Annotated in this window: 18 protein-coding genes; 8 read left to right on the top strand and 10 right to left on the bottom strand. The window is 75.3% G+C overall.

Annotated elements, in window-relative coordinates; all coding sequences use genetic code 11:
* Positions 1 to 338: 338 nt before the first annotated feature.
* Positions 339 to 1,262, bottom strand: a complete 924-nt coding sequence (locus FHU37_RS28890; protein WP_179813356.1) for a MerR family transcriptional regulator — start codon at positions 1,260 to 1,262, stop codon at positions 339 to 341.
* 115 nt (positions 1,263 to 1,377) lie between these two features.
* Complete coding sequence (locus FHU37_RS07105; RefSeq protein ID WP_179813355.1) at positions 1,378 to 2,730, bottom strand: cytochrome P450; 1,353 nt, start codon at positions 2,728 to 2,730, stop codon at positions 1,378 to 1,380.
* Between the two features lie 472 nt (positions 2,731 to 3,202).
* Between FHU37_RS07105 and FHU37_RS07100 the strand changes: the two genes are divergently transcribed.
* The 3 genes from FHU37_RS07100 to FHU37_RS07090 all read left to right on the top strand — a co-directional run bounded on the left by FHU37_RS07100 (position 3,203) and on the right by FHU37_RS07090 (position 7,635).
* Positions 3,203 to 4,279 (top strand): cellulose binding domain-containing protein, encoded by a 1,077-nt coding sequence (locus FHU37_RS07100; protein WP_179813354.1) that lies wholly within the window; start codon positions 3,203 to 3,205, stop codon positions 4,277 to 4,279.
* Between the two features lie 400 nt (positions 4,280 to 4,679).
* A complete protein-coding gene (locus tag FHU37_RS07095) occupies positions 4,680 to 5,750 on the top strand; it encodes a YVTN family beta-propeller repeat protein (RefSeq protein WP_179813353.1) in 1,071 nt (356 codons plus the stop codon).
* A gap of 100 nt (positions 5,751 to 5,850) precedes the next feature.
* On the top strand, positions 5,851 to 7,635 hold the full coding sequence (locus tag FHU37_RS07090; RefSeq protein ID WP_376773901.1) for an AMP-binding protein: 1,785 nt from the start codon (positions 5,851 to 5,853) through the stop codon (positions 7,633 to 7,635).
* A 92-nt stretch (positions 7,636 to 7,727) separates the two neighbouring features.
* Here the strand turns inward: FHU37_RS07090 and FHU37_RS07085 are convergent, their stop codons facing one another.
* Positions 7,728 to 8,144 carry a rhodanese-like domain-containing protein gene (locus tag FHU37_RS07085; protein WP_179813352.1) on the bottom strand — a complete coding sequence of 139 codons (417 nt, stop codon included), beginning with the start codon at positions 8,142 to 8,144 and terminating at the stop codon, positions 7,728 to 7,730.
* A complete protein-coding gene (locus FHU37_RS07080) occupies positions 8,141 to 8,749 on the bottom strand; it encodes a cysteine dioxygenase (RefSeq protein WP_179813351.1) in 609 nt (202 codons plus the stop codon). Before FHU37_RS07080 ends, FHU37_RS07085 begins: the two co-directional genes overlap by 4 nt.
* Before the next feature lie 404 nt (positions 8,750 to 9,153).
* On the opposite strand from FHU37_RS07080, the gene FHU37_RS07075 reads away from it, so the two are divergent.
* Positions 9,154 to 10,161 carry a SigB/SigF/SigG family RNA polymerase sigma factor gene (locus FHU37_RS07075; RefSeq protein WP_246449642.1) on the top strand — a complete coding sequence of 336 codons (1,008 nt, stop codon included), beginning with the start codon at positions 9,154 to 9,156 and terminating at the stop codon, positions 10,159 to 10,161.
* Between the two features lie 73 nt (positions 10,162 to 10,234).
* Here FHU37_RS07075 and FHU37_RS07070 read toward each other — a convergent pair whose 3' ends face one another.
* Positions 10,235 to 11,065 (bottom strand): exodeoxyribonuclease III, encoded by an 831-nt coding sequence (locus FHU37_RS07070; protein WP_179816092.1) that lies wholly within the window; start codon positions 11,063 to 11,065, stop codon positions 10,235 to 10,237.
* A 310-nt stretch (positions 11,066 to 11,375) separates the two neighbouring features.
* Between FHU37_RS07070 and FHU37_RS07065 the strand changes: the two genes are divergently transcribed.
* From FHU37_RS07065 to FHU37_RS07050, 4 genes are all read left to right on the top strand, one after another.
* On the top strand, positions 11,376 to 12,200 hold the full coding sequence (locus FHU37_RS07065) for a lysophospholipid acyltransferase family protein (RefSeq protein ID WP_179813350.1): 825 nt from the start codon (positions 11,376 to 11,378) through the stop codon (positions 12,198 to 12,200).
* A 226-nt stretch (positions 12,201 to 12,426) separates the two neighbouring features.
* The gene (locus FHU37_RS07060) at positions 12,427 to 12,978 is read left to right on the top strand and encodes a hypothetical protein (protein WP_179813349.1); all 552 of its coding nucleotides are present in this window, start codon (positions 12,427 to 12,429) and stop codon (positions 12,976 to 12,978) included.
* A gap of 226 nt (positions 12,979 to 13,204) precedes the next feature.
* The gene (locus tag FHU37_RS07055) at positions 13,205 to 15,871 is read left to right on the top strand and encodes a glycoside hydrolase family 9 protein (protein ID WP_179813348.1); all 2,667 of its coding nucleotides are present in this window, start codon (positions 13,205 to 13,207) and stop codon (positions 15,869 to 15,871) included.
* Positions 15,872 to 16,210: 339 nt separating this feature from the next.
* Positions 16,211 to 17,680 (top strand): aldehyde dehydrogenase family protein, encoded by a 1,470-nt coding sequence (locus FHU37_RS07050; protein WP_179813347.1) that lies wholly within the window; start codon positions 16,211 to 16,213, stop codon positions 17,678 to 17,680.
* A 380-nt stretch (positions 17,681 to 18,060) separates the two neighbouring features.
* Here FHU37_RS07050 and FHU37_RS07045 read toward each other — a convergent pair whose 3' ends face one another.
* From FHU37_RS07045 to FHU37_RS07025, 5 genes are read right to left on the bottom strand one after another with little or no spacing between them, the layout of a single operon-like run.
* Entirely contained in the window at positions 18,061 to 18,999 is a 939-nt protein-coding gene (locus FHU37_RS07045; RefSeq protein WP_179813346.1) for an urease accessory protein UreD, read from the bottom strand.
* Positions 18,996 to 19,724 (bottom strand): urease accessory protein UreG, encoded by a 729-nt coding sequence (gene ureG / locus FHU37_RS07040; protein WP_179813345.1) that lies wholly within the window; start codon positions 19,722 to 19,724, stop codon positions 18,996 to 18,998. The genes FHU37_RS07045 and ureG overlap by 4 nt, the downstream gene beginning before the upstream one ends.
* Positions 19,714 to 20,463, bottom strand: a complete 750-nt coding sequence (locus tag FHU37_RS07035; protein WP_179813344.1) for an urease accessory protein UreF — start codon at positions 20,461 to 20,463, stop codon at positions 19,714 to 19,716. Before FHU37_RS07035 ends, ureG begins: the two co-directional genes overlap by 11 nt.
* A 25-nt stretch (positions 20,464 to 20,488) precedes the next feature.
* Entirely contained in the window at positions 20,489 to 22,213 is a 1,725-nt protein-coding gene (locus tag FHU37_RS07030; RefSeq protein ID WP_179813343.1) for an urease subunit alpha, read from the bottom strand.
* Complete coding sequence (locus FHU37_RS07025) at positions 22,206 to 22,517, bottom strand: urease subunit beta (protein ID WP_179816091.1); 312 nt, start codon at positions 22,515 to 22,517, stop codon at positions 22,206 to 22,208. Before FHU37_RS07025 ends, FHU37_RS07030 begins: the two co-directional genes overlap by 8 nt.
* Positions 22,518 to 22,572 lie beyond the last annotated feature (55 nt).

The raw sequence follows: 22,572 nt of genomic DNA, 5'->3' as shown, positions 1-22,572 counted from the left end.
TCGCGCTGTCGGGGAACGGACACCGATGCGCGCGGGACGTGCCGAGGACGACGGGACCGGCCCGGTCGGCCGGGAATCCCGGTGGTGTCAGCGGCTGGATCCTGGCGCGCGGCACGCGCCCGGACACGTCTGGTCGAAGTGGTGACACCGCCGGGAGGGCCAGAAGGGCTCCAGGGCGGTGCCGCTCGCCAGGTGCGTCGCGGTCGAGGACATACCCTCATTGAACCAGATGCGCGCCGTCATCGGCACATGACTGTCCATCGATGTGACCGGCCTGACGGACCGTCGCCGGCGCGCGCCCGTGCGGCGCCGCGGCCGACACCGCCGGGCGCGCCCCGTCACGCCCGCCCGCGCAGCTGGCCGCGGAGCGCGGCGTCGAGCCAGGCGTTCGCGGCGCCGAGGGTGACCCGGCCGTCGCCGGCGACCGCCTCGGCCAGCGACCAGTACCGGCCCACCCAGGGGGTGTTGGCGGCTCCCTCACGGGTGATCAGCGCCAGCCGCCGCCGGAAGCCGGCGGTGTCCCGTTCGCCGCGGGCCCCGGCGTGGGCGCGCACGTAGGCGTCGAGCGCGTCACCGGGGCAGGGCGCCACCCCGGCCCGGATGAGCTCGGTGGCCAGGGCGGTGGCCTCGCCCAGCCCCTGGTACAGCACGGTGGGGTCCACCCGCCGGCAGCCCTCCCGTTCCCGCCGGCGCAGGGCGGCGAGGTAGGCGGGCGTCACCTCGGTGAGCGCGTGGAGTTCGGCGTAGGCCAAGAGCTGGCCGACGTCGGGGTCGGCCGGCGGACGGGGCACGGCCGCGGCGATCACGCCCTCCCGGAGCGCCGCCTCCAGGCGCACCGGCAGCACCGACCGCCAGAACGCGGCCAGCCGCTCCGCGCCGCGCGCCGGATCCTGGATCCGCGCCACCATCTCCAGGCGCGCCGCGCGCCGCTCCGGCGGACCGTCGACGACGGCCCGCAGGCTCGCCCTGCGCCAGCGCAGCGCCGCCAACTCCTCCTCCAGCGCCCGCTGTTCGGCGGCGACGGCGGCGTCCCAGGGCTCCTCGCCGTCCAGCACCCGGCCGATCGCCGGGAGGGACAGGCCGAGGGCGCGCAGCCGGCGCACCATCGTCAGGCGCTCCAGCGCGGCCCGGTCGTAGCGGCGGTGGCCGCCGGCGCTGCGCCGGGCGACGGGCAGCAGGCCGCGGTCGGAGTAGAAGCGGACGGTCTTCACGGGCAGCCCGGCCGCCGCGGCCAGCTCGCCGATGCTCCAGGTCCCGTCCACGCGCGCCGCGCCCCTCCCGGATCTCCACTCCTCCTGGCCACCCACCGTAGCCGCCCCGGCGCGCCCGCCGGCGCGCGGGGCCGGGGCGGCCACGGTGTCGGGATATCGGCCGGCCTCAGCGGGGGGTCAGCCGGCAGCGGGCCGGGCCGGTCGCCTGGAGGGTGATGCCGCTGTCCAGCGGGACGTCGGTGTCCACCGCCCGCAGCCGGTAGGCCTGCAGCACCACGGCGATGGCCAGCACCGACTCCAGCATGGAGAAGTGCTGCCCGATGCAGGCCCGGGGGCCGCCGCCGAACGGGAAGTAGGCGTAGCGCGGGCGGGCCTTCTCCCGCTCGGGGGTGAAGCGTTCCGGATCGAACCGTTCGGGGTCCTCCCAGTAGGCGGGGTGACGGTGGGTCACCCAGGGGGCGACGATGACGTCGGCCCCGGCCGGGATGACGTGGTCGCCGACGCGGGTGTCGGCCACGGCACGCCGGCCGATCACGGCCGCCGCGGGGAACAGCCGCATGGCCTCCTTGAGCACCATGGTGATGTACGGCAGTTCGGAGTAGTCCTCCGCCGTGGGGGTGCGTCCCCGGAGCACCCGGTCGACCTCCTCCCGGGCCCGGTCCTGCGCGTCGGGGTGGAGGGCCAGCAGGTGGAGGGCGAACGCCAGGGAGGTGGCGGTGGTCTCGTGGCCGGCGAGGAGGAAGATCAGCACCTGGTCGCGGACCTGGCTGGCCTCCAGGCTGGCGCCGTCCGGTCCCTGCGCCTCCGCCAGCAGGCCGAGCAGGTCCTGGCCGCCCTCGCCGCCGGCCGCGCGCCGCTCGGCGATGATGCGGTCGCACTCGGCGTACAGCTCCCGCTGGGCCGCGGCGGCCCGCCGGTTGGCCGGGGTGGGCCAGTGCCGGGGAGGGCGCACCGGGACGAGGGCCCGATTCGTGACGTACGCGTTGATCGTCGGGAAACAGCGCTGCACCACGTCCAGGGCGCTGTCGGCGTCCGCGCCGAACAGGATGCGGGCCACCGTGCGCAGGGCCAGCCGGGTCGACTCCTCGACGAGGTCGACGACGCCGTCCTCGGCCGCGCGCCATTCGGCCAGGGCCCGGTGGGTCTCGTCGCATATGGCGTCGGCGTAGCGGTCGACCCGGCGGCGGGTGAACAGCGGCTGGATCAGCCGGCGCTGCGCCAGGTACTCCTCGTCCTGACTGGTGAGCAGTCCGTTGCCGACCGCGGCCCGGACCTCGGCGTAGTAGGTGTTGTCCTTGCGGAATCCGGCCGCGTCGGTGGCGAGCACCTGCTGGGCGCCCTCGGCCGAGAAGACGCCGTAGAACTCCACGCGGAGCCCGGGCGGGCCCGCGACGAACCGGACGACGTCCCCCTGTTCGCGGCGGGCCCGCAGATAGAGGTTCAGGCGGTCGCGCTGGAGGTCCATCATCGAACCGATCAGCGGTAATCCAGCCGGGCTGGGGGCCTGCTGGGTGATCATCCGTCCTCCCTGGGGCGGGTGGCACCGGGGGGTGCCGTCGCACCTCCCCGCGGCGCCACACATGAGGACTCCATTGTCTCCCGGGGCGCGCGGGATCCGTTCCGCCCCACGCCGAGGTTGGCCGGATTCCACGGTGTGCTCCGGGCGGGGAGGGCTCGTGCCGGCGCCCGCGAACACGGCGTGACGTGGCGGCACGGGCCACTGGTCGCCCAGCCGGGTGAACCGCCGCTTTTCGCCGTGTCCGGCCGCTTCAAAGCGGGCAGGGACGGCCGTAGACTGCGCTGGCCAGCTCCGACAACGATGTCACACGCCCGCACCCGTCACGGGCTCCGGCACCGCCTCGGCGCTGCTCCACGCCCGGTGTTCCACTTCCCGCCGACCGGGACCGCCGTTCCACCGACACCCGGGCCGCCCCGCGCCCGGACAGCGACCGCACGGCCAGCGCGCACGTGCACACGGGAGGAAATGGATCATGCGGACGAAACGTGCCCTCGCCGCGATCGTCGCGGTACTGAGCGCGGTACTCGGGCTGCTCGTCGTGCAGTCGGCGGCCTCCGCGCCGGCCCGGGCCGAGGCCGCCGCCGACCCTGTCAGGATCATGCCATTGGGCGACTCCATCACCGGTTCGCCGGGATGCTGGCGCTCCATCCTGTGGAACCGGCTGATCGAGGCCGGCCACACCGACATCGACTTCGTCGGCACCCTGCCGCCGCAGGGCTGCGGTCTCGCCCACGACGGCGACAACGAGGGCCACGGCGGCCTGCTGGTCACCAACGTGGCGCAGCAGAACCTGCTCCCCGGCTGGCTGTCGGCCACCAACCCGGACATCGTCATGATGCACTTCGGCACCAACGACGTCTGGAGCGCCCGCTCGACGGCCAGCATCCTGGACGCCTACGGCACGCTCGTGGACCAGATGCGCGCCAACAACCCGGACATGCGGATCCTGGTCGCCCAGATCATCCCGCTCAACCCGAGCACCTGCGCGGAGTGCGCGCAGCGCGCCGTGGCGCTGAACCAGGCCATCCCCGCCTGGGCCCAGGGCAAGAGCACGGCCCGTTCCCCCATCGTCGTGGTCGACCAGTGGACCGGTTTCGACACGGCCACCGACACCTACGACGGGGTGCACCCGAACGCCGCGGGTGACGCGAAGATGGCCGACCGCTGGTTCCCGGCCCTCAGCGCGCTGCTGGACTCCGAGCCGCCCACCGACCCCAGCCCCACGCCGACCCCCACCGAGCCGGGCGGCACCGGCTGCACCGCCGCTTACTCCGTCACCGGGCAGTGGCAGGGCGGCCGGCAGGTCGAGATCGTCGTGCGCAACACCTCGGCGACCGCGATCAGCGGCTGGACCGTGCGGCTGACCCTGGCCGGCGGCGAGCAGGTCGGCCAGGCCTGGGGCGGCACGGCCACGCAGAACGGGACCGAGGTGACCATCCGGAACGCCGCCTGGAACGGGAACCTCGCCGCCGGCGGCACCGCCAGCGTCGGCATGATCATCAACGGCACGGCGGCCGGGACCCCGACGGTCGCCTGCGCGGCGGCCTGACGCCCGATCGGAACACCACGGCGGGGCCGGCGGCACGCCCGCCGGCCCCGCCCCACTCCCCCCACGGCGGCCGGCCCCGCCGCGCCGGGCGGCCGGCCCGCGCGGGGGCCGATCGGCCCCCGCCACACGGGAGTTGGCACACACCCGGCCCGCGCGCCGCACGCTCCCACGAGAGCACGCCGGACCCGGCGGCGCAGCCCGGCGCAGCCGGCCGGGCGACCCGGCCGGGGCGTCCGGGGGAACCGCCACGGCGTCCGGGGGAGACCTCCCACGGAGACGTTCGACTCGGTCGGGGACGGCGCACGATCCGGGCGGTCCGGCGTGGCCCCGCACCGGCCCCGCCAGTACGGACCCCGGGCGGACCGCCCGCCCGCGCAGTCGAACGTCCCAAGGATGTGCCATGAACGTTCTCCCCGGCTCGCGCGCCCACCGCGCTCGCCGTTCCTCCCTCCCCGCCGCCATGTCGCACACCGGAACGGGCAGCCGCTGGCTGTGGATCCGCGGCGTGGCGGTGGTGGTGGCCGTGGGCACCGTGGGCCTGCTGTCCCCGCACTCCGGCTCGGCCTACCCCGGCCGGATCGCCGCCTACGTGTCCAACACCGGCTCGGGCAGCGTCTCGGTGATCGACACCCGGCTGGGCGAGGTCAGGGCCACCGTGCGGGTCGGCTCCGGCCCGATCGGGATCGGCGCGGCGCCGGACGGCCGGCGGGTGTACGTGGCCAACGAGCAGGACGACACCGTGACCGCGATCGACACGGCGACGCTGCGCGCGGTGGCGACCGTGCCGGTGGGCGAACAGCCCTTCGACGCGGAGGTCTCCCCGGACAGCGCCCTGGTCTACGTGGCCAACTGGGGGTCGAACTCGGTGTCGGTGATCGACGCGGCCTCCGGCCAGGTCGTCTTCACGATCCCGGTGGGCCTGCTGCCGCACAGCGTGCTGGCGGTGCCGGACGGCATGGTCTACGTGACCAACAACGGCCTCGGCACGGTCACGGTGATCGACCCCGCGACCATGCAGGCGGTCGGCACCATCCCGGTGGGGACCTACCCCGCGCAGATGGCCCTGGCCGGGCCGACGACGGGCTGCCCCTGCGGCAACCTGTACGTGGCCAACACCGGCGACGACACGGTCAGCGTCGTCAGCCCGGTCAGCAACCTGCCGGTGGCCACCATCCCGGTGGGCTCGGCGCCGCAGGGGATCGCGGCCAGTCCGGACGGGGCGCTGGTGTACGTGGCCAACACCGGCGACGACACCGTCTCGGTGATCGACGCCACCGGCAACCAGGTGATCGCGACCGTCCCGGTCGGCTCCCGGCCCACCGGCGTGGCCGTCAGCCCCGACGACAGCCGGGTCTACGTGACCAACGAGGGCGACGACACCGTCTCCGTCCTGGCGACCGACCCGCTGGCCCTGCTGGACGTGGTGCCGGTCGGGCGCACGCCGGAGGGGGTGGCGGTCACCCCGCGTTGACGGACCGTCGGGGCTCGGTGGCCGGCCGGGCGGGCCCGTATGATCGGGTCCGCCCGGGGGCGGGACCGCCGCGGGCCGCGGACGCGGGACCGATGCCTCCGTGGCTCCCCGGGCCGACCAGGACACCGAGGAGGCGACGTTGCCGGCGGCGAACGAGAGCACCGAGGCGTTCCGGGCCGCGCGGGACTTCCTGCTGCGGCACCGGGACGACTACGACACCGCCTACCGCGACTTCCGCTGGCCACGGGTGGACCGCTTCAACTGGGCGCTGGACTGGTTCGACGCCATCGCCCGGGACAACGACCGGACGGCGCTGCGCATCGTCGGAGCGGGCGGCGACCGGAGCTGGTCCTTCGCCGAACTGGCCGCCCGCTCCGGGCAGGTGGCGAACTGGCTGCGCGGGCTCGGCGTGGCCCGCGGCGACCGGCTGGTGCTGATGCTCGGCAACCGGGTGGAGCTGTGGGAGACGCTGCTGGCCGCGATGAAGCTGGGCGCGGTGGTCGTCCCGGCGACCACCCTGCTCGGCCCGGGTGACCTGCGCAGCCGGGTGGTCCGCGGCGGCGCCCGGTACGTCGTCGCGGCGGAGTCGGACGCGGACAAGCTCGCCGAACTGCCCCCGGGGACCGTCCCGATCGTGGTCGGCGCGGACACCCCGGGCAGCCGGCCCCCGGGCGCCCGCCGCTACGAGGAGTCGCACGCCGCCGCCACCGCGTTCGTGCCGGACGGCCCCACCGCGGCGTCGGACACCCTGCTGCTCTACTTCACCTCCGGCACCACCGCGCAGCCGAAGCTGGTGGAGCACACCCACGCCTCCTACCCGATCGGCCACCTGTCCACCATGTACTGGATCGGGCTGCGGCCCGGCGACGTGCACCTGAACATCTCCTCCCCCGGCTGGGCCAAGCACGCCTGGAGCAACGTCTTCGCGCCCTGGAACGCCGAGGCCACCGTGCTGGTGCACGACTACGCCCGGTTCGACGCCGCGGCGCTGATGGAGGTGATGGGCCGCTCGGGGGTGACCACCTTCTGCGCGCCGCCGACGGTGTGGCGGATGCTCATCCAGTCCGACCTGGGCCGGCTGGCCACCGCGCCGCGCGAGGCGGTGGCGGCCGGCGAGCCGCTCAACCCCGAGGTGATCGAGCGGGTCCGGGCGGCCTGGGGGGTCACCGTCCGGGACGGCTTCGGTCAGACGGAGACCACCGTGCAGGTGGCCAACACCCCCGGACAACACCTGGTGCCCGGTTCGATGGGGCGGCCGGTGCCCGGCTACGCCGTGGAACTGGTGGATCCGGCGACCGGCGAGGTGGGCGACGAGGGCGAGATCTGCCTGGACCTGTCCCGGCGGCCACTGGGCCTGATGGCGGGCTATCTCGGGGAGGAGGAGCGGACCGCCGAGGCGCTGCGGGGCGGTTACTACCACACCGGGGACCTCGGCACCCGGGACGCCGACGGCCGGATCACGTACGTGGGCCGCGCCGACGACGTGTTCAAGGCCTCCGACTACCGCATCTCGCCCTTCGAGCTGGAGAGCGTGCTGCTGGAGCACGAGGCGGTGGCGGAGGCGGCCGTGGTGCCGGCGCCGGATCCGCTGCGGCTGGCGGTCCCGAAGGCGTACGTCGTTCCGGCGGCCGGCTGGGAGCCCGACGCGGCCACGGCGGAGGAGATCCTGCGGCACGCGCGGCAGCGGCTGGCGCCGTACAAGCGGGTGCGCCGGCTGGAGTTCGCGGAGCTGCCCAAGACCATCTCCGGGAAGATCCGCCGGGTGGAGCTGCGCGAGCTGGCCCGCCGGGCCGCCGCTGCCGCCGAGGCGGACGGCGCGCCCGGCGCCGAGCCGCGGCCGGCGGGCGAGTTCCGCGACGGCGACTTCCCCTCGCTGCGGGGCTGAGGCCCGGCGCGGCGGCGGGCGCGACCGCCGGTTGGGCGCCCTCCCTCCCCCCGGCGGTCGCCCGCCCGGGGGAGGAGGGAGCGGGTGGGGCGTCAGTCGGCCGGGGCGCCCGCCGCCGTCGGCGGTGTGGTGGGCAGGCCGGCCCGCCGCCAGGCGTGGAAGCCGCCGGCGAGGTCCGCGGCGTGGCGCAGCCCGAGGTCCCGCAGCGAGGCCGCGGCCAGGCTGGAGGTGTAGCCCTCCGAGCAGGCGATGATCCACCGGACGTCGTGGTCCACCGCCTCGGGCAGCCGGGCGGCGCAGGTCGGGTCCAGCCGCCACTCCAGCACGTTCCGCTCGATGACCAGGGTGTCCGCGGGGAACGCGCCCTCCCGGGCCCGCTGCTCGGCGGGCCGGATGTCCACCAGCCGGGCGCCGGCGGCGAGGGCGTCGGCGGCCTCGCCGGGGGTCAGCCGGGTGATCCGCGCGCGGGCGCGGGCCAGCATGCGGTCCACGCCGCTGGTCCCGGTCATGCCGGCACCCCCGCGGCGGCCGGCTCCGGCTCGTCGGTCAGCACCGTGCGGGTGCGGCGGAGCAGGCCGGAGGCGTCCGGCGCGTAGTACGACATCGCGGTGAGCGGCGGCGAGTAGGCGTGCACGCTCACCGCCGGCGCGGTGGAGGCGTTGACCACGTCGTGCACGTGGCCGAGCGGGAAGGCGGCGCCGCGGCCGGCGGCCAGCCGGCGGCCGACCAGCCGGCCGGTGCCAGGCCGGCCGGACACACCGGACACTCCTGACCCGCCGACCGCACGCGCACCCGCACCCGCGACGGCGAGCGCGCCGGCGCGGGCGGAGTGGTCGCGGACCCAGCGGTACTCGGTGAGCTCACCGGAGACCACGGTGAGGGCGCCGAGGGAGCCGGCGTGGTCGTGCAGCTCGGTGGAGGTGTCCCGGGGCCAGCTGATCAGCCAGACGTCGGTGAAGTCGTCCGAGTGCAGGCGGACGTACCACCGATCGCGGGGGTGGTGCCGGACGGGATGGAGCCCGGCGGCCACCCGCTCGGCGTGCTGACGGACGAGGAGGCGCAGGTCGGCGAGGGCGAGCGGCGTGGGGCCGCCCGCCAGGTGCGGGGAGGGCATGGGGGGTTCGCTCCAGCGGTGATCGCGAGGACAGGTCGACGCCCCGGACCGCGGGCGCGGTCGGGCGGTGAAACCGGCTCAGCGAAGGCGACAGCGCTGGTCGAAGAGGTGCGCACGGCGACCCGACCAGAACGGGTCGAGGAGGGTCACCGAGGGCATGGGGGCATTCAACCACGCGCGGCCACCGGTCCGCGAGGGGCCTCCGGGGGACGGGCGCCGGCCTCCCGCTCATCCGGGGGGACAGGAGAGGTGACGGGAGAGGTGTCAGGGGACGGTGGCGTGGACAGGCGCTCCGTTACGGGGATCACTCCCCGGGCGTCGGCGGGGTGGCCGCCGGGCACGCGCCGGGCTCCACCCGCGGCGCCGACGCCGACGGCCGAAGGACGTATCCAGGAGGTCGCAGGATGCCGAGGACCCAAGCCGGCACACGGGAACGGGAAGAGCACCGGTCGAGGGGGGCCGGGCCGACCACGGCCCCGGAGCGGCGCCGCCACGGGCCCGGCCTGCCGGAACCGGGTGGCGCGACCGGGCGGCTCGACGTGGCGGCGGCGGTGGACGCGGTGGACCAGGCGGACGGCCTCCCCCTGGAGGAGATCGCGCGGGCGGACTTCAGCGACCTGGGCAAGTACGAGGCCCGCGCCCTCGGGGACGCCCTGCTGCGCCGGCTGGCCGAGACCGATCGGGCGAGCCGTCAGTACACCTACGTCCGCGACACGCTGATCCGGCTCAACCTCCCCCTGGTGCGGTACGCCGCGGCGCGCTACCGCTACCGCCCGGAGCCGATGGACGACATCATGCAGGTCGGGGTGATCGGCCTGATCAAGGCGGTGGACGGCTACGACCCGGATCGCGGGGTGGAGTTCGTCAGCTACGCGCTGCCCACCATCTCCGGCGAGATCAAACGTTTCTTCCGCGACACCTCCTGGAGCGTCCGGATCCCCCGGCCGCTGAAGGAGCTCAGCCTGGACGTCACCCGCAGCGCCGACGAGCTGGAACAGGACCTCGGGCGCGCGCCCACCGACCGGGAGATCGCCGAGCACCTGTCCGTGGACGTCCACGAGGTGGACGCCGCCATCGACGCCACCCGCATGCACTCGGCCACCTCGCTGGACGCGCTGCGGGAGCGGGCCGACAGCACCGACGACTCCGGCAGCAGCCTGCTGGACCGGCTGGGGGACGACGATCCGGCGTACTCCCTGGTGGAGTTCCGCGAGTCGGTCGGTCCGCTGCTCAACTCCCTGCCCGAGCGCGAGCGCAGCATCCTGCTGATGCGGTTCTACGGGAACATGTCGCAGTCGCAGATCGGCGCGGAGGTGGGGCTGTCGCAGATGCACGTCTCCCGCCTGCTCTCCTCGACCCTCCGCGAGCTGCGCCGGCGGCTGGAGTCCGGCGCCGCCACGGGCCCGGCGTGACCCGGCCGGCCCCGCCCGGCGGCCACGCCGGCCGGGCGGGCGGGGCGCCGGGCGCCCCCGGGCCCGTCGCCGGTCAGGAGGTGGCGGCGTCCGCGGAGGCGGCGTCGGCCGGGGTGACCGCGTCGAGGTCCAGGTCCACCACCACCGGCGCGTGGTCCGAGGCGCCCTTGCCCTTGCGCGCCTCCCGGTCCACGTAGGCGTCCCGCACCGCCGAGCGGAACGGCGCGTTGCCGTAGACCAGGTCGATGCGCATCCCGTTGTTCTTGGGGAAGGCCAGCTGCCGGTAGTCCCAGTAGGTGTAGGGACGGTCGTACTTCAGCGGGCGCGGGACCACGTCGTCCAGGCCGGCGGCCCGCAGCCCGGCCAGTGCCTCCCGCTCGGCCGGCGTGACGTGGGTGGCGCCCTCGAAGACGGCGCGGTCCCAGACGTCCTCGTCGGTGGGCGCCACGTTGAAGTCCCCGAGGACGGCGTACGGCGTGCCGCCCGCGGCGTCCTTGACCGCGGCCTGCCGCAGCGCCTCCAGCCAGCGCAGCTTGTAGGAGTAGTGGGGGTGGCCGACCTCCCGGCCGTTGGGCACGTACACCGACCACAGGCGCAGCGGCCCGCAGGTGGCGCCGACGGCCCGGGCCTCGATCACGTCCTCCGGGTAGCCGGGCTCTCCGGGCAGGCCGCACTCGACGTCGCTCAGCCCGATCCGGGACAGCAGCGCCACCCCGTTCCACCGGCCGTTGCAGTGCGTGGCGGCCTCGTAGCCGGCCTGCCGCAGCTCCTCGGCCGGGAAGCCGTCCTGGGCGCACTTGAGCTCCTGGAGGCAGACCACGTCCGGCTGGGCGCTGGCCAGCCAGCCGAGCAGGCGTGGCAGGCGCGCGCCGACCGAGTTGACGTTCCAGGTGGCGACTCGCAGCGTCATCGTGCCTTCCGTTCCTCCGCTGTCCCCCTCCGCCATCCCTCCGGTTCCGATGACGGCGTCCCGACCCTACCCCGGGCCACCGACAACCCCGGAGAGCCCGGCCCGGCCCGCGGGCGCCGCCGCCTCCCCCTCCCGCCGGCCCCGGCGCGCGGGCACCGCGCACGCCGCCCGGCCGGTGCTCCCACGGCCCCCGGGCGGGGTCCCGGGCGAGTACCGCACGGCCGTGCGAGCCGGATAGCATTCCCGCGACACGTCAGCGTCGACCGGCCGCGCCGTCGACGGGAGCCGCAGGAAGCGAAGGACCTTGGTCTACCACGTTCTCAAGTACCTCCTGTTCGCCCCCGTCCTGCGGCTACTGTTCCGTCTCCGAGTCTCCGGGCGCGAGCACATCCCCGCGCGCGGCCCCGCGATCCTGGCCGGCAACCACCTGTCCTTCCTCGACCACTTCCTCATGCCGGTGACCGTGCGCCGCCGGGTCACCTTCCTGGCCAAGGCCGAGTACTTCACCGGGCGGGGCGTCCGCGGGCGGCTGACCGCGGCGTTCTTCCGCGGGGTCGGGCAGATCCCGGTGGACCGCAGCGGAGGGGCGGCGGCCGCCGCGGCGCTGGCGGCCGGCACCGGCGTGCTGGAGGCGGGCGACCTGCTGGGGATCTACCCCGAGGGCACCCGCTCGCACGACGGGCGGCTGTACCGGGGCCGCACCGGTGTGGCGAAGCTCGCGCTGACCACCGGGGCGCCGGTCGTGCCGTGCGCCATGGTGGGCACCTTCGAGCTCCAGCCCACCGGGCAGCGCCTCCCCCGCCTCGGCCGGGTCCAGGTGCGCTTCGGCCCGCCGCTGGACTTCTCCGACCTGCGTGACCGCTCGGACGACGGCAAGGTGCTGCGCGAGGTGACCGACCGGATCATGGCCGCCATCGCGGAGCTGTCCGGCCAGGAGTACGTGGACCGCTACGCCACGGCGGCACGGGCGATCCAGGCGCGGCACGCCGCCGCCGAGCGCGACCTGGCGGCCCACTCGGGCGGAGGGCCGGGCGCCGGGGAGACCGGCGGGCGCGGCGAGGACGCCGCGGGGCGGGAGCCCGGCGGGCCGGGTGCCGGGGCGGGGCCGGACACGCCCGCGGCCTCCTGAGGCACGGCGCCGCCCGGCCGTCGGCCGTCCCGGGACCGCCGACGGCCCGCGGGCGTGCGGCCGTCGGGCACGCCGGCGGCCCACTCGGGGCCCAAAACGGCCTACAGTGGGGCGCACGTCACCTGTGTACCCCACCCACCCCGAGCCAGCCCGCTCCCGACTGACCACGGTCGTCCCACCCGCCGCCACGGCGGCGCGCGGACGCCGAGGAGGCACGATCCCCACCATGACCGGCGGAAGTACTGCGGTCGACCATCCCGACACCGTCCTCGTGAAGCTGCGCGACGCCGTGGCCAGCCACACCCTGGTGCGCATCCGCCGCGACCTGCCGGGCACCGAGACGCTGCACGGGTTCGTGCTGGCCGCCACCGAGGACAGGGTGCTGCTGGCCCGCTACCCGGAGGACGAGCTGGCCGGGTACGCCCTGCTGCGCACCCGGGACGTGGTGCGGGTCAAGCGGCTCGCCGACGCGGACTCGCCGCGCGTGGAGGCGCTGCGCGTGGCCGGACCGTGGCCGCCGCCGGCGCCGGACGTGCCGGTGCCCCTGGACGCGGACCCGGCCGAGCTGCTGGCCGCGCTGGCCGCCGGCTACGGGCGGATCGCGGTGTACCAGGAGGAGGACGACCCGGACCGGGTGGTGGTCGGCTGGCCGGAGCACTTCCGGCGGCGGTCGTTCGAGATGCGGGCCGCGACGCCGGGCCGCGAGCACTCGCGGCACCGCTACGGCGACGTCACCCGGATCGACTTCGGCTGGCCGGAGGAGTCGCCGCGGCCCTAGCCCGGCGGGGCGTCCGAGGGGGCGGGCGCGGTCCAGCCGATTGACAGTTGCACGACATCCGACCTCGCGCGATGTCTTGACGGCAGATCATACGAGCCCCAGGATGCTCAGGTGCGTGGGCGCTTCCGGCTCCGTCTTGGGAGCGCTCTCACACCCATAGCGTCGAGGCCCCGCCGATCAAACGCCTCGTCCGCCCTTCCTCCCCCACGTGCCGGAAGGACCGACCGTGACCCACCAGCCACCCCACCCGCCCTCCGGGCGGCCCCGAACCAGGCCCGGCCGCCGCCGCGCCCTCGGGGCGTTCACCATCGTCAGCCTGCTCGGCGGCGCGCTGGCCCTGCCCGCCGTCGGGTCGGCGCAGGCCGCCGACGACGCCCCGGAGCAGATCGTCAACGGCGACTTCGCCAACGGCACGGCTCCGTGGTGGTGGACGGAGAACGCCCCCGGCGCCGTCGTCGACGGCCGGCTGTGCGCCGACGTCCCCGGCGGCACCCTCAACCCCTGGGACGCCATCATCGGGCAGAACGACCTGCCGCTGATCGCCGGGGAGAGCTACGCCCTCACCTACACGGCCACCTCCACGGTGCCGGTGACCATCCGCACCAACGTCCAGATGGCCACCGAGCCGTGGACCACGGAGCTGGCCGAGGCCGACCAGATCGACGCCACCGCCGAGCCGATCTCCCACGTCTTCACGGCCGGGGCCGACCACGAGGCGGCGCAGCTGGCGTTCCAGATCGGCGGAAGCGACGAGCCGTTCACCTTCTGCCTGGACGACGTCTCGCTGCGCGGCGGCGCGGAGCCGCCGGTCTACGTGCCGGACACCGGCTCCCGGGTGCGCGTGAACCAGGTGGGCTACCTGCCCCGCGGCGTCAAGAGCGCCACCGTGGTGACCGAGGCCACCACGCCGCTGACCTGGACGCTGAAGGCGGCCGACGGCAGCGTCACGGCCACCGGCAGCACCACGCCGGGCGGGGTGGACCCCACGTCGCGGCAGAACGTGCACACCTTCGACTTCAGCTCCGTCACCACGGCCGGCGACGGCTACACCATCACGGTCGACGGCGAGACCAGCGAGCCGTTCTCCATCGGCGACGACCTGTACGCCGGGCTGCGCACCGACGCGCTCGCGTACTTCTACCACAACCGCAGCGGCATCGAGATCGACGCGGACCTGGTCGGCGAGGAGTACGCGCGGCCGGCCGGCCACATCGGCGTGGCGCCCAACCTGGGCGACACCGACGTGCCGTGCCAGCCCGGGGTGTGCGACTACCGGCTGGACGTCTCGGGCGGCTGGTACGACGCGGGCGACCACGGCAAGTACGTGGTCAACGGCGGCATCTCGGTGGCCCAGATGATGGCCACCTACGAGCGCACGCTCACCACCGAGGGCGCCGACGGCGCCCCGCTCGGCGACGGCGAGCTGCGCGTGCCCGAGCAGGGCAACGACGTGCCGGACATCCTCGACGAGGCCCGCTGGCAGCTCGACTTCCTGATGAAGATGCAGGTCCCGGCGGGCGAGCCGCTGGCCGGCATGGTGCACCACAAGATGCACGACGCCCAGTGGACCGGCCTGCCGATGCTGCCGCACCTGGACCCGCAGCAGCGTGAGCTGCACCCGCCGTCCACCGCCGCCACGCTGAACGTGGCCGCGACGGGGGCCCAGTGCGCCCGGCTGTTCGAGGAGTTCGACCAGGCCTTCGCCGACCGCTGCCTCCAGGCCGCGGAGACCGCCTGGGCGGCCGCGCGGGCCAACCCGGCGATCTACGCGGACCCGAACGACGGCGTGGGCGGCGGCGCCTACAACGACAACGACGTGCGGGACGAGTTCTACTGGGCCGCCGCGGAGCTGTTCACCACCACCGGCAAGGACGTCTACCGGCAGGCGCTGCTCTCCTCGCCGCTGCACGGCGACACCGAGGCGGTCTTCCCGCGCGGCGGCATCTCCTGGGGCGCCACCTCCGGCCTGGGGGCGCTGACCCTGGCCACCGTGCCGAACGGGCTGAGCGCCACCGAGCTCGCCAGGGTGCGCGCCATGGTCACCGAGGCCGCCGACGGCTTCGCCGAGGACTCCCGCACCCAGCTGTACGGCGTCCCCTACGCCCCGGCCAACAACCACTACGTCTGGGGCTCCAACAGCCAGGTCCTGAACAACATGGTGGTGCTCGCCGTCGCGCACGACCTGACCGGCGAGACCCGCTACCGGGACGCGGTGCTGCGCGGCACGGACTACCTGCTGGGCCGCAACCCGCTGAACCAGTCCTACGTGACCGGCTACGGCGAGCGCGACTCCAAGAACCAGCACCACCGCTTCTGGGCGAACCAGCTCGACCCGGACCTGCCGAACCCGGCCCCCGGCTCGGTGGCGGGCGGGCCCAACGTCGAGATCCAGGACCCGGTGGCCCAGGAGAACCTGCAGGGCTGCGCGCCGGCGATGTGCTACATCGACGACATCGGCTCGTGGGCGACCAACGAGATCACCATCAACTGGAACGCGCCGCTGGCCTTCGTCGCCTCCTACCTCGACGACCTCGGTGACGGCACCGGCGAGGACGGCGGCGAGGAACCGCAGCCGGCCGCCTGCGACGTGCGCTACACCTCCCACCGCTGGAACAGCGGCTTCACCAGCTACGTGACGCTGAAGAACACCGGCACCACGCCGGTCACCGGCTGGGAACTGAAGTGGTCCTTCGCCGACAACCAGCGGATCACCAACCCGTGGAGCGCCCAGGTGACGCAGAGCGGGGCGGAGGTGACGGCGCGGCCGATGTCCTGGAACTCCACCATCGCGCCGGGGGCGTCGGTGACCTTCGGGTTCAACGGCACCTCCTCGGGCACGGTGGCCGACCCGACCGCCTTCACCATGAACGGCGGTGCCTGCACCAAGTCCTGATCCGGACCGGGATCCGGCGGCGGCGTCCGCCGCCGGATCCCCCTCGACCATCACCGTGGGGTGCGGCGTTCTCGGGGACGGAACCGCCGCACCGGTGGGAAGGCCGTCGGCCGCCGCCCTGTACCAGGGCCGGCGGCCGGCGGTCTTCTCGTTGTCCGGTACACGCCCACGCAACGGGACACGCCCGCGAGACGACGGCGGAGCAGGCGTTGACACCGGGAACGGCGCGGCAGAGACTCGAGAAGCCCGCGAAGCGTGAATAAAAGTTCACCAGGCGAACAGCAGTTCCCCTGCCGCTTCCGCCCCCCGTTCCGTCCCCATGCACGGGAGAAACCCGCCATGCCCCTCACCCGTGGCCTGCTCATCGACGGCCGGGAGGTCCCCGCCTCCTCCGGCCGCACCACCGCCGACACCGACCCGTGGACCGGCCGACCGTACGCGCACGTCGCCGCCGGGACCCCGCAGGACGTCACCCGCGCCGTGGACGCCGCCGCGGCCGCCTTCCCGGCGTGGGCCGCGACACCGCCGGGAAGGCGGCGGGAGATCTTCCTGCGGGCCGCGGAGATCATGGCCGGGCGGGCCGACGAGGCGGCGGAACTCATCGCCGGCGAGGTGGGCGGCGTCCGCCCGTGGGCCGCGTTCAACGTGCGCCTGGCCGCCGACATGCTGCGGGAGGCCGCCGCCGCGATCACCCGGCCCACCGGGCGGCTGCTGGCCACCGACGCGCCCGGCGCCTACTCCACGCAGGTCAGGGTGCCGGTCGGGGTCGTCGCCGCCCTCGCCCCGTGGAACGCCCCGGCGATCCTGGGCACCCGCGCCGTCGCCCTGCCGCTGGCGGTCGGCAACACCGTGGTGCTCAAGCCCAGCGAGGACGCGCCGATCGCCTGCGGGCTGTTCGTCGCCGACGTCCTGCACGAGGCCGGGCTGCCGCCCGGCGTGCTCAACGTGGTCACCAACGACCGCGCCGACGCCGCCGAGGTGGTCTCCGCCCTGATCGCCGACCCCCGGGTGCGGACCGTCAACTTCACCGGCTCCACCGAGGTCGGCCGCGCCATCGGCGTCCAGGCGGCCCGGCACCTCAAGCCGGCCGTGCTGGAGCTCGGCGGCAAGAACCCGCTGCTGGTGCTCGCCGACGCCGACGTGGAGTACGCGGTGGACGCCGCCACCTTCGGCTCCTTCATGAACGCCGGCCAGATCTGCATGTCCGCCGACCGGATCTTCGTGCACCGGGACCTCGCCGAGGAGTTCCTGGGGCGGTTCGCGGCGCGGGTCGACGCGCTGCCCTGCGGCGACCCCGCCGACCCGGCCACCGCCGTCGGCCCGCTGATCAACACCCGCTCCGCCGAGCGGATCCACGCCCTGGTCCGGGACGCCGTCGGGGCCGGCGCCCGGCTGCTGGCCGGCAGCGGGGAGATCGAGGGCCCGGGCACGCTGATCAGGCCCGTGGTGCTGACCGACGTCACCGAGGAGATGGAGATCCACTCCGCCGAGATCTTCGGCCCGGCGACGGTGGTCCGGGTGTTCGACTCCACCGACGAGGCGGTCGAACTGGCCAACGACACCCCCTACGGCCTGACCGCCGGCGTGCTCACCGAGAACCTGGCGACCGGCCTGGACGTCGCCCGCCGCCTGAACACCGGCATCGTCCACGTCAACGACCAGACCGTGGGCGACGAGCCGACGGCCCCGTTCGGCGGCGTGAAGGACTCCGGCTACGGCCGCTTCGGCGGCCAGGCCGGTGTGGAGGCGTTCACCACCACCCGGTGGATCACCCTCCAGGCCCACGGCCACGCCCACTACCCGATCTGAGCCACGGCGACGAAGTTGTCCACAGGCCGCGAGAGGGGGCCTGCGCAGCGCAACCAACCCGTGGGATCCTGAAACAGGGGGTCCCCCCAGACCACACGCATGAGTGCGGCCACAGCGCTGGCATGTCCCTGTCGATTGCCCGAGGTCATCCACAGGCGGCGCGAAGGGGGCAGCGCTGGGTGACCGCGCTGTGGCACCCTGAGATCAGGGGGTTCCCCCGTGACGATGGTTGCTCTGCACAACCACGGGTGGCATGTGCCTGGCAGGACCGGACGGGGGCCTCTGCGGGACGGGCCCTGGCGAGGAGTGCCCCACCGCGAGACAGGAGCCCCGGCGAGACGGGGCTGACTCGCCGGCGCTCGGATCCACCCTCCCGACTGTCATCCCCTCGTCCTGGCGGCCCCCGCCTCCAGCAGCCGGCGCAGGGCCAGGGCGTCGGGGGCGGCGGCGCAGACCAGGGCCGCGGGGCCCACCAGGGGCAGGACGGCGGCGTCGCCCGGGTGCCCGGTCGGGCGGGCGCCCCGGTTGGAGGCGCCCCGGCGGGCGGCGGTGGCCCCGAGCACGTGCGGCCCGGGCGGCCCCGACTCCGCCCACGCCGGATCCACCACCAGCAGCTGGCCGACCGCGCGGTGGGTGTGCAGCACCGCCGGGCCATCCCAGCCGGGCGCGCCCGGGCCGGACTGCTGCTCCTGGTCGAGCAGCGGGCGGCCGTCGCGGCGCACCGTCAGCCGGGTGTCGAGTCGGCCGGGCCGCTCCCCGTAGCGGCCGAGGACCTGCTCCTCGCGGTACCACAGCCGCGCCGAGCCGGCGAGGTCGATCCGGGTGCGCATGCGCAGCCGGCTGCCGGCGGCCGCGATCAGCGGCTCGGGGGACCAGTGCAGCTCGGCCCCCTCCCCCACCGACACCTCGACGTCGTACTCCGCCACGCTGTCCGGGACGCCCCCGGGCAGGGCGAGGGTGGCGGCGGCGCTGGTGACCCGCAGCCGCGCGCCGGCCTCGACCCGCACCTCGATCCGCAGCCGGTCCCCGCCGAGCGGGGCGCTCATCGCGCCGACGATCGTCACCTGGGCGAGCTCCGCGTCGTCCGGGCCGGCGGCGCGGGTGCGGCGGGGCGCGAACGGGCCGCCGCCGACCAGGACGGGCAGCGCCGTGCCGCCCCGGCCGTCGGGTGCGGCGAGGATCCGGGCGGTCGCCCGCACGGCGCCGCGGGTGGCACCGCGGGCGCCGTGCACCCGGGGCGCGCCGCGCCGGACGGCGGCCGCACCGGGCGGGGTCCCGGGCCGGGGCTCGACCGGGGCGGCCACCTCCAGCGGCGTCATGTGCCCACGGCGGCCGGCCGCGGCCGGTCGGTGCCGGCCGTCCACTCGGCGAGGCGTTCGCGCACCCAGGCGGCGATCGGCGCCACGCCGTCCGGGGCGGCCAGCGAGCAGAACAGCGTGGGCAGGTCGCCGCGCTGCGCCGCCGCGTCGCGCGCCATCACCCCGAGGTCGGCCCCGACCAGCGGCGCCAGGTCGGTCTTGTTGATCACCAGCAGATCGGAGGTGGAGACGCCGGGGCCGCCCTTGCGCGGGATCTTGTCACCGCCGGAGACGTCGATGACGAAGATCTGGAAGTCCACCAGGCCCTGGCTGAAGGTCGCGGTGAGGTTGTCGCCGCCCGACTCGACGAGCACCAGGTCCAGCGGGGTCGTCTCGGCGAACCCCTCCTCCAGGTCCTCGATGGCCTCCAGGTTCGCCGAGATGTCGTCGCGGATCGCGGTGTGCGGGCAGCAGCCGGTCTCCACGGCGGTGATCCGCTCCGGCGGCAGCACGGCGTTGCGCAGCAGGAACTGCGCGTCCTCGGTGGTGTAGATGTCGTTGGTGACCACGGCGAGGGAGAGCTCGTCGCGCAGCACCCGGCACAGCGCCGCGACGGTGGCGGTCTTGCCGGAGCCGACCGGGCCGCCGAGGCCGACGCGGAGGGCGCGGCGGCGGCCGTCCGGTCGTGTGGTGGCGGCGGGGCCGGTGTGCCGGTGGGGGTAGTCGGCGAAGTCGTCACGATGCAAAGAGACGCACCTCCCAGGTGGCGTGGTCCTCGGCCAGCAGGTCGAGGAGGGGGGCGGAGTGGGCGGGCAGCACGTCCGGTCCGTGGACGCGGGCCCGGTGGGCCGCCTCGGCGGCGCGGGCGGCGACGGCGTCGACCTGGCCGGCGAGCCGGGCCTGTACCGCGGAGACGGCGATCGGGTCCAGGCCGAGCAGGCGCACGGCCGCCGTCGCGGATCCGGTGACGGTGTCGTGGGCGGCGGCGAGCGCGGCGTGGTGCGGGTCCAGGCCGGCGGCCCGGGCGGTGGTGCCCAGGACGACGCTCTGGTGGGGGCCGCGTGGCCAGGCGGCGGCGAGCTGGTCGAGCGCCGGGTGCGGCCAGGCGGCGCGGGCCGCGCGCAGGAGCTGGCGCCCGAGGCGCCGGGAGACGGCGCGGGCGGTGGGCGCGGGGGTGCGGGCGTCGGCGGCGGCGTCGAGCTCCCGGGGGTCGACCTCGGCGCAGGCGGCCGCGGCCAGCGCCGCGGTGGTCAGGCCGGTGGTGGTCAGGCGGCCCAGCAGGAAGGCGTGCAGGCTGCCGGTGTCGGTGACCCGGCCGGTGGCGACGGCCGCCTCCACTCCGCCGGAGTGCGCGTGCGCGCCGGAGGGGAGGCGGCCGTCGGTGAGCAGCAGCAGGGCGCCGAGGGCGGCGGTGGCCGCCGGGCCGGCCGCGGTGGTCGGCCCGGCGGCCGGCCCGGCTTCGGGGCTGGTGGGTTCGGTGCTCATCACGGGTGGGTGGGGGTGCCGGGGCTCAGAAGAGGAAGTAGCGCTGGGCCATGGGCAGCTCCCGCGCCGGTTCGGGTTCGACCGGGTCGCCGTCGATGCGCACGGTGAAGGTGTCCGGGTCCACCTCCACGTGCGGCCGGGCGTCGTTGAGCCGCATGTCGTCCTTGGTGACGCCCCGGGTGGAGGCGGTCGCGGTGAACGGCTTGTGCAGGTGCAGCCGCTCGGGCAGGGAGTCCTCGATGGCCAGCGGGGAGACGAAGTTGAGCGAGCCGGTGGAGGCGGCGCGGCCGGTGGCTCCGAACATGCCGCGGGGCAGCACCGGCTGGGGGGTGGGGATGGAGGCGTTGGCGTCGCCCATCTGGGCCCAGGCGATGGTTCCGCCCTTGATGACGAGGTCGGGCTTGACGCCGAAGAAGGCGGGGGTCCACAGCACCAGGTCGGCGAGCTTGCCGGTCTCCACCGAGCCGATCTCGGTGTGCAGGCCCTGGGCGATCGCCGGGTTGATCGTGTACTTGGCGACGTAGCGGCGGGCGCGCAGGTTGTCGGCGGGGCCGTCGCCGGCGAGGGGTCCGCGGCGGCGCTTCATCACGTGGGCGGTCTGCCAGGTGCGCAGGATGACCTCGCCGATGCGGCCCATGGCCTGGGAGTCGGAGCTGATGATGGAGATCGCCCCGAGGTCGTGCAGCACGTCCTCGGCCGCGATGGTGGTGGGGCGGATCCGCGACTCGGCGAACGCCAGGTCCTCGGGGACGGCGGGGTTGAGGTGGTGGCAGACCATCAGCATGTCGAGGTGCTCGTCGACGGTGTTGACGGTGTGCGGGCGGGTGGGGTTGGTGGAGGACGGAAGCACGTTGGGCTGCGCGACGACCTCGATGATGTCGGGCGCGTGCCCGCCGCCGGCCCCCTCGGTGTGGTACGTGTGGATGGTGCGCCCGGCGATGGCCGCGAGGGTGTCCTCGACGAATCCGGCCTCGTTGAGGGTGTCGGTGTGGATGGCGAGCTGGGCGCCGGTGTCCTCGCAGACCCGCAGGCAGGCGTCGATGACGGCGGGGGTGGCGCCCCAGTCCTCGTGGATCTTGAAGCCGGCGGCCCCGCCGCGCAGCTGGGCGAGGAGCGCGGCCTCGCTGACGGTGTTGCCCTTGGCGAGCAGGCCGATGTTGACCGGGGTGGAGTCCAGCGCCTCCAGCATCCGGGCGAGGTGCCAGGAGCCGGGGGTGACGGTGGTGGCCTTGGAGCCCTCGGCCGGGCCGGTGCCGCCGCCGACCATGGTGGTGACGCCGGCGGAGAGCGCCTCGTCGGCGAGGGTGGGGGTGATGAAGTGGACGTGGGCGTCGATGGCGCCGGCGGTGAGGATCCGGCCGTTGCCGGCGATGATCTCCGTCTCCGGGCCGATGACCAGGGAGGGGCGGACGCCGTCCATGGTGTCGGGGTTGCCGGCCTTGCCGATGCCGCAGATGCGCCCGTCGCGGATGCCGACGTCCGCCTTGACGATCCCCCAGTGGTCGAGGATGACGGCGCCGGTGATGACCGTGTCGGGGGCGCCCTCGGCGCGGGTGGTGCGGGCCTGTCCCATGGACTCGCGGATCACCTTGCCGCCGCCGAAGACGGCCTCGTCACCGCCGCTCGGGCCGTTGCCGCCGGAGAGGTCCTGTTCGATCTCGACGAACAGGTCGGTGTCGGCGAGGCGGATGCGGTCGCCGGCGGTGGGGCCGAAGAGGTCGGCGTAGGTGGGGCGGGCGATCTCACGCATCGAGGGCTCCTCGGGTCTGGCCGCGCAGGCCGGCGACGACGCGGCGTCCGCCGATCGGGACGAGGTGCACCTCGGTCGGGATGCCGGGTTCGAAGCGCACGGCGGTGCCGGCGGGGACGTCCAGGCGCAGGCCGTGGGCGGCGGCGCGGTCGAACTCCAGGCCGGGGTTGGCCTCGGCGAAGTGGTAGTGGGATCCGACCTGGACGGGGCGGTCGGCGGTGTTGACCACGGTGAGCGTGGTGACGGGCCGGCCGGCGTTGACCCGGATCGGCCCGTCGCCGAAGACGATCTGCCCGGGGACCATCCGGTCCGCCGGTCGCGGCTGGGGGGTGTCGCTCATCGCTGCCGGCTCCTCGTCA

Source organism: Allostreptomyces psammosilenae, assembly GCF_013407765.1.
In the GTDB taxonomy this organism is placed as follows: domain Bacteria; phylum Actinomycetota; class Actinomycetes; order Streptomycetales; family Streptomycetaceae; genus Allostreptomyces; species Allostreptomyces psammosilenae.
This window is presented reverse-complemented; position numbering and strand designations above follow the sequence as displayed.